Source organism: Vibrio sp. AK197 (genome assembly GCF_053903115.1).
Map to the genome: position 1 here is coordinate 900,780 of NZ_CP096429.1, position 15,874 is coordinate 916,653.

13 protein-coding genes are annotated in these 15,874 nt (G+C 39.4%); 7 read left to right on the forward strand and 6 right to left on the reverse strand.

Going from position 1 to position 15,874, the window contains the following annotated elements:
* Positions 1-22: 22 nt before the first annotated feature.
* The 4 genes from M1D72_RS04045 to M1D72_RS04060 all read left to right on the forward strand — a co-directional run bounded on the left by M1D72_RS04045 (position 23) and on the right by M1D72_RS04060 (position 4,368).
* Positions 23-1,153, forward strand: a complete 1,131-nt coding sequence (locus tag M1D72_RS04045) for a Gfo/Idh/MocA family protein (RefSeq protein ID WP_456294613.1) — start codon at positions 23-25, stop codon at positions 1,151-1,153.
* Between the two features lie 313 nt (positions 1,154-1,466).
* Positions 1,467-2,426 (forward strand): TRAP transporter substrate-binding protein, encoded by a 960-nt coding sequence (locus M1D72_RS04050; protein ID WP_456294614.1) that lies wholly within the window; start codon positions 1,467-1,469, stop codon positions 2,424-2,426.
* A gap of 137 nt (positions 2,427-2,563) precedes the next feature.
* A complete protein-coding gene (locus tag M1D72_RS04055) occupies positions 2,564-3,058 on the forward strand; it encodes a TRAP transporter small permease (protein ID WP_456294615.1) in 495 nt (164 codons plus the stop codon).
* A gap of 5 nt (positions 3,059-3,063) precedes the next feature.
* On the forward strand, positions 3,064-4,368 hold the full coding sequence (locus tag M1D72_RS04060; protein ID WP_456294616.1) for a TRAP transporter large permease: 1,305 nt from the start codon (positions 3,064-3,066) through the stop codon (positions 4,366-4,368).
* A gap of 87 nt (positions 4,369-4,455) precedes the next feature.
* Here the strand turns inward: M1D72_RS04060 and M1D72_RS04065 are convergent, their stop codons facing one another.
* From M1D72_RS04065 to M1D72_RS04085, 5 genes are all read right to left on the reverse strand, one after another.
* Entirely contained in the window at positions 4,456-5,223 is a 768-nt protein-coding gene (locus M1D72_RS04065; RefSeq protein ID WP_456294617.1) for a hydratase, read from the reverse strand.
* 87 nt (positions 5,224-5,310) lie between these two features.
* Complete coding sequence (locus M1D72_RS04070) at positions 5,311-6,852, reverse strand: polysaccharide lyase family 7 protein (RefSeq protein ID WP_456294618.1); 1,542 nt, start codon at positions 6,850-6,852, stop codon at positions 5,311-5,313.
* Positions 6,853-6,935: 83 nt separating this feature from the next.
* Positions 6,936-8,711 (reverse strand): sodium:solute symporter family protein, encoded by a 1,776-nt coding sequence (locus M1D72_RS04075; protein ID WP_456294619.1) that lies wholly within the window; start codon positions 8,709-8,711, stop codon positions 6,936-6,938.
* 323 nt (positions 8,712-9,034) lie between these two features.
* Positions 9,035-10,324 carry an MATE family efflux transporter gene (locus tag M1D72_RS04080; protein ID WP_456295600.1) on the reverse strand — a complete coding sequence of 430 codons (1,290 nt, stop codon included), beginning with the start codon at positions 10,322-10,324 and terminating at the stop codon, positions 9,035-9,037.
* Between the two features lie 133 nt (positions 10,325-10,457).
* Positions 10,458-11,174 (reverse strand): FadR/GntR family transcriptional regulator, encoded by a 717-nt coding sequence (locus tag M1D72_RS04085; RefSeq protein WP_456294620.1) that lies wholly within the window; start codon positions 11,172-11,174, stop codon positions 10,458-10,460.
* Positions 11,175-11,466: 292 nt separating this feature from the next.
* On the opposite strand from M1D72_RS04085, the gene M1D72_RS04090 reads away from it, so the two are divergent.
* The 3 genes from M1D72_RS04090 to M1D72_RS04100 all read left to right on the forward strand — a co-directional run bounded on the left by M1D72_RS04090 (position 11,467) and on the right by M1D72_RS04100 (position 14,929).
* Entirely contained in the window at positions 11,467-12,186 is a 720-nt protein-coding gene (locus tag M1D72_RS04090) for a FadR/GntR family transcriptional regulator (RefSeq protein WP_456294621.1), read from the forward strand.
* A gap of 164 nt (positions 12,187-12,350) precedes the next feature.
* Positions 12,351-14,216, forward strand: a complete 1,866-nt coding sequence (locus M1D72_RS04095; protein WP_456294622.1) for a DUF294 nucleotidyltransferase-like domain-containing protein — start codon at positions 12,351-12,353, stop codon at positions 14,214-14,216.
* The gene (locus M1D72_RS04100; protein ID WP_456294623.1) at positions 14,213-14,929 is read left to right on the forward strand and encodes a 3'-5' exonuclease; all 717 of its coding nucleotides are present in this window, start codon (positions 14,213-14,215) and stop codon (positions 14,927-14,929) included. The genes M1D72_RS04095 and M1D72_RS04100 overlap by 4 nt, the downstream gene beginning before the upstream one ends.
* 63 nt (positions 14,930-14,992) lie before the next feature.
* On the opposite strand, the gene M1D72_RS04105 is transcribed toward M1D72_RS04100, so the two are convergent.
* Positions 14,993-15,673 carry an oligogalacturonate-specific porin KdgM family protein gene (locus tag M1D72_RS04105; RefSeq protein ID WP_456295601.1) on the reverse strand — a complete coding sequence of 227 codons (681 nt, stop codon included), beginning with the start codon at positions 15,671-15,673 and terminating at the stop codon, positions 14,993-14,995.
* Positions 15,674-15,874 lie beyond the last annotated feature (201 nt).

Genomic DNA, 15,874 nt, shown 5'->3' on the forward strand with positions numbered 1-15,874 from the left:
AACTAAAATGGAAAACAGAAACATGAAAAAAGTTCTAATACATGGTACCGGCTTTGCGGGACAAGGGCATACAAAAGCATTTCGAGATGCAGGAGCTACTGTAGTAGGGATCGTGGGACGCACCGAAAGTGTAGTAAAACAAGTCGCTGACGACTTGAAAATACCTTATGCGGGAACCGATTGGCAAAAAGCATTAGAAACATGCAAACCTGACATTGTGTCCATTGCCACCCCTGGTGGTGCGCACCTAGAGCCGATCAAACAAGCTATTAAATTTGGTTGCCACGTAATGTCAGACAAGCCTTTGACACATAACGGAGAAACGGCACTAGAAGTTTACAACCTCTCTAAAGAACATAATGTTAAAACCGCATTTGCATCTAGTTTCAGATACATGCTAGAAATTATCCATGCAAAACAACTGGTTGAGTCGGGAGCTATCGGTGAACCTACAGAAGTTGAATGTATTTCACACTTCAATTTAGACAGAAATATTCCATTTGGCTGGTCACATACTTGTGAAGCAGGAGGTGGTCGCCTCAATAACAACTTTACGCATTTGCTATCCATCGTAACGTCAGTTATCGGAGAAAATATTCTATCCGTATCAGGTGAAGTGCGTAACGACATGCCTAAAGCTCCGGTTGTAGACGGTGTACATAATTTTACTGAGCGTCGAAACTTTATTCCAAAAGATATTAATGATCCAAGCTTAGAATGGCGCGATTGCGATGTTGAATGGTCTTATACAGTACTCGCTCAGATTGAAAGCAAAATACCAACTCAACAACCCGTCTCTGTTCTATTTAAGCACGGGGGATTAACGCCACGCTTCAATGACGACCACATTGTATTTCATGGGTCAAAAGGCTCCATCTACATCAAAGGACATTACGGTAGCGGGCCACTTTATCTTTGGAAAAACAATGAATGGAACGAAGTTCCTCTTCCTGATGAGATCTCCAGTCAATTACCTGATATTGACTGTGATACACAAAGGAGCTGGACTCATTTAGCCACTCAACTCGTTAAAGATCTATCGGGTGAGAAGGTCGAACCTTATCAAACATTTGAAGATGGCTGCCGTTATCAGTTAATCATCGATTTAATCAGAAAAAATGACCGTTGGGTTGATGTTAGAAAATTAATATAACTATCAAAAGGGGGGCGATAATAAGTCCCCTACCTCTCCTTTTCCTAAAATAATTCTCCTTTCTTTGCTTCAAAAAACCTTCTCCAACTTAACGTTCCTTTCGCGTCAAATTACATATTGATCTTCCGTATCAATGAAGTGAAGGCAATCACACAATATATACATTTCGTTACATAAACTGTGCAGATCTCCACATTTGGATTATTGAATTATTGTATTACAAATTAGCAAGGCGTAAAAATTATAGTCAGGGTTGATAAATGATTAGATCCTGCTTGTACCTTGGAAAATGACAACGATTCTGGAGAAGAACATGAAAAAACAACTAATTACGCTTGCAGCGGCTTCTGTCATGATGGCGTTTTCCGTTAATGCGAAAACGCTTATGCTTGGCCATGCCATGAATGTTGAAAGTGCAGCGCATGCGGGTATGCAAATTTTTGCCGAAAAAGTAAAAGAAAAATCGAATGGCGAAATGAACGTAAAAATATTTCCTAATGGCGTATTAGGTTCTGAAAGAGATCAGGCTGAGCAAGTAGTCACAGGTGCCATTGATATGGCAAAGATTAACGGCTCTCTTGCAGAATCATTTGAACCAACATTTAAAGCTATCTCAATTCCATTCTTATTCAGAGACTCAAACCACATGCATGAATTCATGCGTAGTGAAACGGCTGAAAAGCTTCTGCTTTCAAGTAAAGGTAAAGGTTTCATTGGCGTGACATTTTACGATTCAGGATCTCGTAGCTTTTATAGTTCAAAGCCTATCAAGACGCCTGATGATTTAACTGGGCTTAAAGTCCGAGTTCCAGAATCACCAACAATGATGGAAATGGTTCGTCTTCTGGGTGCTAAGCCTACGCCTGTACCTTTCACAGAAGTATATACAGCGTTACAACAAGGCGTGATTGATGCAGCAGAGAATAACATCTCTAGCCTTGTTGAAATGAAACACTCCGAAGTAGCCAAATTTTACTCTATGGATCAACATATGATGACACCTGATCTAATCATGATTTCAGAATCTACTTGGAACAGTCTGTCTGATGATCAAAAAACTATCGTTAAAGAAGCGGCTGCTGAATCAAGAGAAGAAGAAATTAAGATTTGGGCTGAAACTGATAGCAAAAATATGGGAATAGCCAAAAAATTTGACGTGAAGTTTGTCGAGGTCGATAAGTCAAAATTCCGAGCTAAAGTACAGCCAATGATTGAAGATGCACAGAAAGATCCAAAATTAAGCTATTACGTAGAAGCTATACAGAACATGTAATTAAACTCTATTCACCATCAATAAAAATAGCGACTTGATTCTTTAATATTATCAAGTCGCAATATCATTTCATTAGCAAAAACAAGAGCTTATCAAGTTCAGCTCTTTTAATAAATACGTTTATCTAAGGCAAAAAAATGGATGCTAATATAATAAAATTCAAGAGTTTATTAGATAAAGTAATTCTAACATTTTGTAGTATTTCTCTTGTTCTCCTTGTCATTACAGTTACGTGGCAAGTGTTCAGTCGTTACGTACTAAATGATCCAAGTTCGTTTACCGATGAACTGGCTCGTTATCTTATGATTTGGTTTGGGTTACTCGGCGCTAGTTACTTATTTGGTAAGAATGGACATTTAGCTATTACGTTGTTCATACACTCAATAAACAAAAAATTTCAAAAAATTAGTTATATTTTAATTCACCTTACATCACTATCTTTTGTTTTTTTAGCGATGATAAAAGGCGGTATGCAATTAATGGGAAGAACTACAATGCAATATTCTCCTGCACTGCAAATACCAATGTCATATGTATATTTCATATTGCCGTTAGCTGGCTCTCTGATGTGTGTTTATATTCTCATTAATATCGCTAATTTATTAACAACACCTACTAACGAGAGAGGATAAGCGGTATGGATATCTCCGTCGGTTTTTGGCTATTATGCCTGTTTATGCTTCTAATAGCGTTTAGTATTCCTATTGCCATAGCTATTGCTTTATCTTCCCTTGTAATCATGTGCACCATCATGCCATTTGATATTGCACTTATGACCGCTGGTCAAAAAATCGTAACAGGTATCGACAGTTTTAGTCTACTCGCAATACCGTTTTTTATACTGGCCGGTAATATTATGAACCGAGGCGGTATTGCTAAACGTTTGGTTGATTTCGCAAAGTTATTAGTTGGACGCCTTCCTGGCTCACTATCTCATGTCAACGTAATCGCAAATATGTTGTTTGGCTCAGTGTCCGGTTCTGCCGTTGCAGCGGCTGCCGCCGTAGGAAAAACATTGGAACCCGAGCTGGAAAAAGAAGGTTATAGCAAATCTTTTTCAACAGCGGTGAACGTGGCATCTTGTCCCGCTGGACTACTTATTCCACCAAGTAACTCACTGATCGTTTTTTCCGTAGTGAGTGGTGGTACCTCGATTGCAGCCCTATTTATCGCTGGTTACGTACCAGGCATATTAATGGGTATTAGTTGTATGATTGTCGCTTATTTTATTGCCAAGAAAAAAGGCTATAAAAGCGTTACAGAAAAAACAACATTATCAGAGGCGTTAACAACGACTTGGCGTGCTTTACCTAGTCTTGGCTTAGTTGTAGTAGTTATTGGTGGAATTATTGGTGGGATATTTACCGCTACAGAAGGGGCATGTATTGCTGTTCTATATGCATTCTTTCTTTCTCTGATTTATCGCTCGTTAGATACTTCAGCGTTACGTACAATTTGCGTTGAAACAGCGGAAATCACCGGAATAATGCTGTTTCTAATTGGCGCTTCAACCATCATGTCATGGGCAATGGCCTTCACCGGTTTACCGGGCATGATCAGTGACTGGATGCTTTCTATCTCTGATAACCCTATCATCATCTTGATACTAATGAATATTATTTTGTTGATTGTCGGTATGTTTATGGACTTAACACCTGCGGTATTAATATTCACACCGATATTTATGCCAATTGCAACCCAGTTAGGAATGCACCCTATCCATTTCGCAATGATGATGATTTTTAACTTATGTATTGGCATTGCCACCCCACCGGTAGGTACAGCACTGTTTGTCGGATGCAGTGTCAGCGGAGCCAGAATTGAAAATGTGATTAAATCCATCTTGCCGTTCTGTGCCGTACTTATTGTGACGCTTCTACTGATTACCTTCATTCCTGAAATCAGTTTAAGCTTGCCGCGAGCATTTGGCCTAATTCAATAGTTTGGATTTAAAGTTAACCTATAAAAAATGCCCACCATAGAAAGAAACTATCGTGGGCATTGCTGTTTGGATTATAAATTAAGCTTATTAATCGTTCTTTTCTTTAAACTCTACCGTGTATTCACCGATACCGTCATACATAATCGTGGTTGGCTTATCAAATTCAACTTCAACGATTCCACAGTATGAGCCTGTGATAATCGCTTCCCCAGCTTGAAACTCAACACCTCGGCGAGTCATGTAATTAATAAACCAATAGATCGGTGTTTGCGCTAGGTTATTAGGATGCTTGCCAGAGAATTTCTGAATATTTCCTTCCTGTGCAACGGTAATATCAATTGTACTTGCATCGAACGCCTTGTCGCGAGCAATCTCAGGACCGATGAACAACCCTTGGTTCATCAAGCCATCGGCAAGTTTTTCTAAAAACTCGGCACCACTATCGTCTGCAAATCGTGACTGCATGAGTTCTAAAGCCATATGGCAAGAACCAATAGCTTCATTAATTTGCTCTTCACTATAACCCTCTTCATTCGCTGGTAACGTTTTAGCTAGAACAAATGCAATTTCAGGCTCTATTCTTACTACACCGTTGTCCTTAAACAGTTCGCAACAATCACCACGCTGAACGGTATTAGAAAAAATTGGAGCTAACACAAATTTGTCTTCCGCAAGCGGCTGCAAACATTTCCATCCTCCAACTTTATCAGAGTGTAAATCGATCATTGAAGATTGAATTCTAACCGCATCTTCAACACAGGCTGGACGAAGTTTTTCATCAAGCCTTGGGGCTTTAATCCCTGCTACACGGCGGTTTAATAACTCTGAAGCCGCTTGTTCACTTAAATTTGTCATATTTTATTTACCTACTATCTTTATGTCGGGCTTAAAAACACTAATACCCCTTCAACAATATGAAGGAGTATTAGTTAAATGAGAGAATTAATACGTATCGTGAGAAGTTTTTAATTGATAGAAAGTTGCCTGAACATAATCATCCAGGTCACCAGTAATATTCTGGTTATAAACACCCGCCTTAAAGTACATGTACTTACCGCCTACGTCATAACCACTCTCACTCATATCTACAATCTGTTGAACATCAGTTTTACCATCCCGCATGAGCGTAACGGTCATCGTATTACCAACAACTTCAATGCGATAACTAAACTTCTCGCCAAGGGCAATACCGTCATCACCGATTTCACCTGTCATTCCACCAACAAGGTCGTAATATGTATCAGTTCCTTTCAGAGTATTCTCATGAGCAAAGTAAACCGTACCTTTTTCACGGTTCGGGAGTTTGCGATAGTATAAACGAATTGGCTCATCATCTTGGTCGTGAATTTGACCAATAATGAATCGACCGACTTCGCCTGCTTCACCGGTAGATGTTGTGTGGTCAATTTTCAAAGTCGCTTCCAATACACCATCAATACCACCAGCCGCTTTTTGATCTTCAACAGGCGCAGAACTGAATACCCAGTTATTTTTGTTTACCCCTTTAACTGATATCGATGTGTCACCTTTACGAAGCATCTCACGCAATTCTGTTCGGGCATATTTGGTATTCTTAGAAGTACGAACGCCCTTAACGAACGACTTAAATACAAGTCCCCCATCAGCGGCAGTATAGAATATCTCGGGGTGTTGATAACCATTTGCTAAGTCCCATTCGAACACATCATCTGGACGTCCATTTTCATCGTGATCAAATGGTTGAGATAAATACCATTCCGTTAAATCAAAATTCTCGCTTGGTACATTACCGGATTTAGGTTCACTAGGAATATTTGGCGTTACTAATGCATTTTTAACGTCACATTGCACCGTAGTTTGACAAGGGTAAACAGCAGGAACACCAAAATTACCTTTACGCAGGTCTTTTCTCGCATCTTTTTTCGCTTTCGCTTCTGCTTTAAGCTTTGCGATCATATCTTGCTCAGCGGCAATCACTTCTGGAGTAATGATATGTTCCGTCGGGCAGGCATCTATACCACAGTTTAAAGCAGCAAATTCAGTGACACTATTCCAGTTATTTTTGCTATTACCTTGCCCTACATACTTAATATACCTAGCTTTAATTGGGGCAAATTCGAAACGCTCATAACCTATCACACCACCTGAGCTGTCCTGAGCTTGAAGTACAGTTGTCCATGATTCCGCATCCGTACTGACTTGAATATCAAACTTAGTCTTGCGTTCATTTCCTTTATGAAAAGCGGCTCTAATCGCATTAAATTCATACGCTGAGCCATAGTCATAAATAGCCCACTCATTGACACCATTTACAGACCAACGCGTTTTTATATCTTGATCAAACAGCCTTTCAGGACCATTTCCATCATGTCCACTTGCTTCAATATTTATTGGAGAAAGAATCTCTGTTCGTCCTTGATGATCAACAGGGGTTGCACAACCAGCACCAATCAAAGTGAAGGTAATGGCTAAAGATAAAGCGCTTTTTGTGTTTTTCTTTTTCATATTCATTCCACTTCTCATTCTTAAAATTCGAAAAAGCAAAAAAAAGCGGCCATAATTATGACCGCTTATAACTACTCACCAACTTAGCTTTCAGTAGCTGTTTGTGCTACTTCAGACTTCTCGTCCACAGCTTTCATCAGTAGGACACCTACACCACCAACTATTGCACCACAAAGTACGAACACGAATCGTCCCCATAATGGGTTCGGCAGTAAGAACATCGCCATAATACCTAGGCCTGCAACAGCGATTAGGGAACCAAGCATCTTACGTTGTTTGTTATCCAGTTTTTTCTGTTCGCTAGACTCTGAAACAAGCGGCGTATCTAGGTTTTCAAAGAACTTATCAACATTCTTCTGACGCTCTTCAGAAAGTGGCTTATAGAATAGCGTTGATAGGATAAAGAATCCGCCAGTAAACACAATGTGACCAATAAGACCCAGTGCTACTTTCAAGTCAGACCATTCACGTTTAGTTAGAGTTTCTAGATCGAACCAGCTCGCTACCATTTCAGCATTGATTACAAAACCAACAACATAAGAAACACCAGCACCAACCAATAGTGTACCCCAGCCAGCCCAGTCAGGTGTTTTCTTAATAAAGAAGCCTAAGAAAGCCGGAATTGTCATTGGGAAACCAATTAGGGCACCAACGTACATCATGGTATCAAACAGACTTAGCCCTTTTAACGAGTTAATAAACAGTGCAATTAGGATAATCGCCACACCGAACACGGTTGAAGTTGCTTTTGAAACCGCAACCAGTTCTTTCTCACTTGCTTGTGGGCGAAGAATCGGTTCATAGAAGTTCTTAACAAAAATACCTGAGTTGCGGTTTAGACCAGAGTCCATAGAAGACATGGTTGCTGCAAACATCGCCGCAATCAATAAGCCGACCATACCTGCTGGCATATATTCTTGAACAAAGTACAAGTACGCAAAATCACCCGCTTTTGAACCAGCCTCCGGATAATGAAGTGCTAGATCAACACCTTGACCTGCGATGAACCAAGAAGGCATAAACCAAATCATTGGGCCCATTGTCATCAATACACATGCTAGCAAAGCAGCTTTCTTAGCATTTTTAGAGTCTTTAGCCGCAAGGTAGCGATAAGAGTTAAGCATGTTGTTTGTGATACTGAACTGCTTCACAAAGATAAAGAATGCCCAGATACCAAAAATGCTCAAATAGTTAAGGTCATTACCTGAAACGAACGAAGCACCTTCATCGACTGGGAAATTACTCACAATTTCACCAACACCACCACCTTGGATAATCGCAACTACAGCACAAGTTACAGTTACAGCCATGATGATAACCATCTGCATGAAGTCAGATGCGATAACCGCCCAAGATCCACCTGTTACAGACATGACTAGAACAACTAAACCAGTAACAATAATGGTTGTGTTCATATCAAAACCAAAGATGCCTGAGGCAATAATTGCCAGCGCATTTAGCCAAACACCCGCAGACACAACACTATTTGGCATACTTGACCAAGTGAAAACCTGCTCATTGTGCTTACCAAAACGCATACGAATTGCTTCAATTACTGTGACAACGCGTAACTGACGGAACTTAGGAGCAAAGTACGCATAGTTCATGAAGTAACCAAACGCATTCGCTACAAAGATCATAGCTACAGCCATACCATCGCTATATGCCTTACCGGCTGCACCAGTAAATGTCCACGCACTAAACTGTGTCATAAAGGCTGTAGCGCCAACCATCCACCATAGCATGCTACCGCCGCCCCGGAAGTAGTCACTAGTAGTACTTGTAAATGTTCTGAACATCCATCCTATCGCAATTAAGAATAGAAAATAGATGCCAACAACTAATGTATTGAGTTCCATATTCTCGACCTTTTTAAATATGTTTTATGTCGAAATGGATAATAGCCAAGGCTATCGCCTATTTGTAGTACAATACTTCAATTTCGTGATGTGGGTAAAATTTATGTCATTCTAAAAAATCATACAACTTAGGTGGAACAAAGAATAAATAGTTAGTTAAAAATCAGGAAAAAAGAATACAAAAACAATAAAAACAATAACTAAACAAAAAACAAAACAGCCTACAGGAAAACAAAAAAAGGTTTATTTTATAATACAAAATAAACCTTTACGATCTATGCATAGGTTTTAAAAAGTAAGAAAAATCATATCAATGACAGTAATTAATCATACATAAGGTTATCCGCTTGCTCTAAAGTAAAACCATTGAGAGTTTTTCTAGCCAAATACCTGAATGGGTATGCCTTAACGATTTCTTCCAACGGCATAACAGCAAACGCCCAAAATATCGACAGTTCAAAATATAAGATAGCAAGGGCACACAAAGGGATTGAAATAACCCATTGCCCAGTGAAATTGACCTTAAAAACTTCCGTTGTTTTACCTAAAGCTCTGAGCACATGCCCATGCACGGTGTTGTAACCCCGAACAATCGGCAAAACTATATATAATGGTGCAATGATAGAAATAGCGTCATAGATAGAAGTATCTAAGTCTGGATAAATACTTGGTAACGACATGCTAAGCAGCAAAAAAAACAGAGCTGAAAGACATGATATAAGAACCGCCATCCTGATACTTACATTCACATTTTTATGTAAGTCTGAAATGTCACGAGAGCCTATGGCTTGGCTGATAGTAATAGCGGATGTTAACGCCCATGCTGTTATGAACTGCGTACCAACTTTAATCCATGGCATCACTATCGTCATAGCTATATAAGATGTTATCGGTAATTGGGAGTACAGCAACATATATACCGTCGCTCCAATTTGAAGCATGGTTACATTAGCTGCTACAGGAAAGATCTCTTTAAAGTGACTAACAACATTAGACCCCATTACACTTTTAATGATTGTAAAGCGAAGAGTCAGAGCCGATTCAAAGTAAATACAAGTGGTTAAAAAAAGTAGTCGGATAACAATTGCGATTAAGCTACCCGCGGCAGCACCGGTAACGCCTATCCCACCGAAGCTTCCGACACCGTTAATTAACACGTAAGAAGTTATAACATTAACAGGAAGCTCAAATAAGTAACCTTTAAAAGGAACTTTGGTTCTGCCAAGAGCGTTAAACAATGCAATCATAACTTGCGTAGCTGCATTAATGACGACTATATACTTCGCTACACTCAGGTAGCTTTTCGTTTCAGAAAGAATGTCGGCTTCGTTGGTTAAAGTACTAATCAGAACATCGCTATATCGCATTAAAATTAAGTAGAACAAGCCGGATATAGACATATTGATAAGCAATGCGGCCCAAAATCCCTTATCTATTGCTCCTTTTGTTCCTTCCCCAACCGAACGACTTAGCACCAATTGAGATCCATTAGCTAACGCCATTTGAATACCCAAAATGAATGAAATTATCGTGGTTGCAATTCCGAGAGCCGCAAGTGAAATCTCACCATGAGGAGTCACTAAATAGGTATCAATCATTAATGCGGATTGCATCAATAATGCATTAAACGCAAGTGGCCAGGCTAAGGATAAATTTCTTTTCACATAAGGAGAAAGGAGCACAGACATCTTCCTATAGAATTATTTGCGATTACATTGAGTGTTGTTAGTATCCTTTCGCTATATGTCACACGACACCTAGCCGGGACAACTTTTGATTATCATCTTGAAGTAGCGCTTGTGACGCCAACCTGGCCTGAATACTGTTACCAGCCATAATCGCATCGTATATAACTCGATGCTCGTCCAAACAGAAGCGGCCGCCCTCTGATGAGTGATTGATGAACAGCTTAAAAATCGTTGAAAGGATATTGCTAAATGGTAGAAAAAAGTGATTCTGAGTTGCTAAGAATATGGTTTGATGGAATAAATGATCATTTTTAATCCATTCATCATAGTTAAATTGTTCAGCAGCCAACACCATTTGTTGAAAGATAACAGAAAGTTCTTTTCTATGCTCAACTGTTGCATGCTTTGCTGCCAACGCACAGGCTTCAGGCTCAATAGCTTTGCGGAGTCCCAAAAATTGAGCCAAAAACCTCTGATTATCGTTAAGCCCTTTTATCCATTCTAAGAGCTGAGGATCCAGAAAGTGCCAATGGTGTCTGGGTAATACGATCGTGCCTATCTTAGGCTTAGCTGCAATTAAACCTTTGGCAGACAACAACTTAGAAGACTCACGCAATGCAGTTCTGCTTACACCAAAAGTGCTGCACAATTCCATTTCACTTGGTAACTTCTCGTTAGGAGTTAACTCACCAGAAAGAATTTTACACGCAATTTCTGTGGCTATTTGTACATGAAGCTTGCAACCCGACTGTTTTAAACTTGAATACTCGATCATCCAACACTCTCCAAATGTTTGTTTCAAGCTCAAACATCAGTTCTTTTTCATTTAAATAAATAATACAATAACACCAGAAGTTGGCAATTAGTTTTAAATGTTCCCTAGTGAAATTTATAGTATTTAGACTCGTATTCCATGTGACTAAGCTAAACTGCATAGCCAACCATGATAAGCAATACCTAGATTTAAGTTCTGTTTGCTACATGAAACACAAACATCTGCTTGGTGACTTCTATCACTAGTGATATATTACGGCTTAAATAATACATATTTAGCGAAAAGTGATTTTATGTCTGGCGAATTCCACTCTATATCCGGTTCAAAACGTAGCCTTCACGTTCAAGTTGCGCGTGAAATTGCTCGTAATATTTTATCTGGCAAAATTGCCCAAGGCTCCATACTTCCAGGTGAAATGGTACTTTGCGAACAATTTGGTATTAGCCGAACAGCTCTTCGTGAAGCGGTAAAACTGTTAACGTCAAAAGGACTATTGGAATCACGCCCTAAAGTAGGTACACGCGTTATCGATAGAGCTTACTGGAATTTTCTTGACCCTCAGCTCATCGAGTGGATGGATGGCCTAACTGAAATAGATCAATTTTGTCATCAGTTCCTTGGTCTAAGACGTGCTATTGAACCTGAAGCCTGCGCACTGGCCGCTAAAAATGCGACAGCAAAGCAACGTATTGAGCTATCAGAAGCATTTCAAGACATGTTAGAAGTTGCCAATGAAGATGAGCTAGATAAAAAACGCTGGATGAATGTAGATATTCGATTCCACAGTATTATCTTTAACTCAACAGGTAATGATTTCTTCTTACCATTTGGTCATGTATTAACAACAATGTTCATTAACTTCATTGCCCATTCCTCTGAAGAAGGCAGCACTTGTATCAATGAGCATCGAAATATCTATGAAGCAATTATGGCAGGCAATGCTGAAAAAGCCCGTCAGGCATCAATCGACCATCTGTTAGATTCAAAACACAGATTGGCGGAAGGTGGTTAAATAGACTTAAAAATAGCAAAAGCACGTGGACATCACGTGCTTTTTTATTTGGACCAATCGAACAGTATCAATAGTCCACCAATTGTAAAAATGTAGCCTACTTCAGAGAAACCTCGTTGAATTAAGTATATAATAATACAATTAACAAGCGAGAGACTTTCCTGATGACTGAATCCTTATTACCCAATATTTTACAATTCATTAGTCAAATAGATCCTTTCGACAAAATACCAAAGAAATCCCTACGCAACCTAGCATCAGATATCAAAATCAGATACTTGAGAAAAGGTGAAGTAATTGAACCTTACGTCTGTGACCAAGAAAAATGTCTTTATGTTGTTCGTACAGGTTCGATTGAACAACGTAAAAACAATGGTGTACTAAGAGCAAAACTTGGAGCAGATGATCTTTTTGGATTCACTTTTCTAGGAAATAATATCGAACCAAGTAAGCAGTATAAAGCAATCGCTATTGAAAATTCATTAGTATACGTAGTACCTAACAGTGCTTTACAGAGGCTTTTCTCTGTTCACCCGGAACTTGCTGAGCATTTCGCTTCTCAAGCTCAACTTCGCCTGAAATCTGCCTTAGATGTTGTATGGTCGAATAAAGAAAAAGGGCTATTTATAAAACAAGTAAGTGACATCGCAAGCCGACAAGTTGCTGTCGTTCAAGCTAATCAATCGATTCAAGCTGTTGCTACTGAAATGATGATAAAATGTTCTCCCTGCGCCGTTGTTTATGACCATGAAACCATCATAGGCGTTATTACAGATCGCGATATGACAAAGCGAGTAATATCACAACGTGTAAGCATTGATAATCCAATATCTACCGTCATAACCAAAGACCCTCTCACTGTCCATCCAGAGGACTTGGTGCTACATGCAGCTTCCATCATGATGCAACACAATATTCGCAACCTGCCTGTCGTAAAAGACAATAAGGTAGTTGGAATTTTAACGACAAGTCACTTAGTACAAAATCATAGGGTTCAAGCGGTATTTCTAATAGAAAAAATTAAATACGCTGGTAGCGTAAAGTCGCTGTCAAGTTACACACCAGAGCGTCAGGCCATATTTGAGGCTTTAGTTGAAGGCAAAGTGTCTCCAGAAATCATAGGAAGAGTAATGACAATGATCATGGATGCATACACTCGTCGACTCATTCAAATAGCCATTGATAAATTAGGCCCTCCCCCGTGTGACTTTTCCTGGATAGTCGCAGGTTCGCACGCGCGAAATGAAGTTCATATGTTGTCTGACCAAGATAGTGCGATTGTCCTAGCTGATAACGCAACGGCAAACGATAAAATCTACTTTAAGCACTTAGCAATGATGGTATCAAAAGGACTCGCTAGTTGTGATTACCCATTGTGTACCGGAAAGTTCATGGCTGTCACTCCTCAATGGTGTCAGCCATTACACGTATGGAAAAGCTATTACAAGAAATGGGTCGCTAACCCGGAATATGAGCGCTTGCTGAACATAACCGTTTTTCTTGAAATTCGGACAGTTTTCGGTAACAAGAATTTCGAACAAGTTTTACGAAATGAACTTCATTCAGATATTAATGAAAACAAAGAATTTTTATCTATGCTTGTCAATGAAGCTGTTTCAGTAAACCCTCCTTTAGGGATATTTAACAGCCTAGTGTTGGAGAAGTCAGGAGAGAACAAGAAAACCCTAAATGTTAAGAAATACGCTATCAATTTAATAATAGATCTAGCTCGTATCTATGGTCTTTCAGTCGCATGCAACTCTTCAGGCACTGATGAACGATTTAAAACTGCCAACGAAAAAGGTATGCTAAGTGATGACGCTTATAAAAATATAACTAACGCGTACCAGTTTATTTCATCATTTCGCTTTGCTCATCAACTAGAGGCACTTAAAAGTGGTGGCGTTCCCGACAATCATATCGACCCAAACTCCTTCGGAAGTTTTGAACGTAAACACTTAAAGGACGCTTTCCGCATCATCGCCGATCTGCAAGAAGCCGCAAAAATACGATTCGGAGCGACTCAATGAGGTGTTTAATCAATCATTTTCATCCATGTGCCCGCCTAAATCGCAGACGTATTAACTATCTGAAGCAAAACGTTTTACCCGACCCGATTAAAGATCTCATTAAGTACGATGCTTTCTCAGTAAATCAATGCCTGTCTGAAATAACGTTAATAGTTTTAGACATCGAAACAACCGGCTTAGATTCAGAAGAAGACCTCATTCTATCTATTGGGTGGGTAGAAATCATCGGTAACCAAGTCGATCTATCAACATCTCAACACATGTACATCGACAGTGATTCTCAAATAAAACCTGAGACGGCAATTATTAATCACATAACACCTCAGATGCTTTCTGATGGGGTGTCAATTCATGATGCCATTCAACATTTCTTGTCTAGCGCTAGGGGAAAGCTATTGGTAGCGCATGGAAGCATGATTGAAAAGAATTTTCTAAATCAATATCTACACAGTGTATTCAGTATTAACCCACCCCCTTTGATGTGGCTAGATACACTAACAATAGAAAAACGCCTTTCAAAGACTGCAAGCTCTGGAGAGCCAATAGACGTCACACTATCCGCGACCCGTTCAAGGTATGGCCTTCCGGAGTACAACGGCCATAACGCATTAGCGGATGCAGTAGCAACTGCGGAATTATTGCTTGCACAACTAGCCAGAGTGACACCTAAGGGCAACTCGACCATTGGTACAATGTACCGTCTAAGTATTTAAACTTATAAATAGAAATGCCCTTCAGATTATTGAAGGGCATAAACAACTGTTGAAAGGTGAAAACTAGAAGCTATAAGTTAAACCGACACGACTTCTTAGTTGTCGGTCTCCACTCGTTGAAGAAACAGATACGTTACCGAACTCTACATACGGCTTCCATGCCCAATCAGCTTCCTTATAGCTGATCTTCATGTTTACATCCCAGTTGCTATCTTTATTATCAAAGAAAATCACGTCATCTAAACTTTTTTCATAATTGGCTTCCAAACCCACAGCTAGATTTTCAAAACCATAATCAAGATTCGCTGTTAATTTACTTTTTTGCTCTGTATCAGTACCAGCGTCATCAGTATATTTTCTGATCTCATGGCGGTATCGAAGCTTCGCTTTTAACCCTGAGTCAAATGAATACTGAACTCGAAGTTGTGGTTTGAACGTCACTTTGTCGCTACCAAAAGTAACTGGCATTCCAGGTTGCAACAACCAGTGCTCATCCAACTTTAGCTTATAACCATAGTCAAACTCGTTGTCTCCAGACTCCCAACCTTCGTCAAAAGGATTGCCTTTTTGCTTTGCTTCAACGCCAAAATAGTGGTTTCCTGCTGCACCGCCAATTTTTACACGACTCGAGTAACTTTCAGACTCATGTTTATATTCTTGTCTAAAATCCAAAGAGGCGGCAGATACGCTAGTTGCTAGAAGGGCAGCAGAGATCGTTAAAGCGAGATTTTTATACTTCATAATTTTATCCAGTTTTTCACCTAAGTACTTAAAATACATAGCACTTAGTAATTATTGTTTGTTATGTAGTTTTTCTTGTGATGATTAACTTTCGTTAAACCCAACCGTATAAATAATAAAATAATACAAATAAAGCTCTATACTAAAAAATCATTTATGTGACAAACCCCTCTCATATGATCTCTTATCGCTAGAAAACCATGA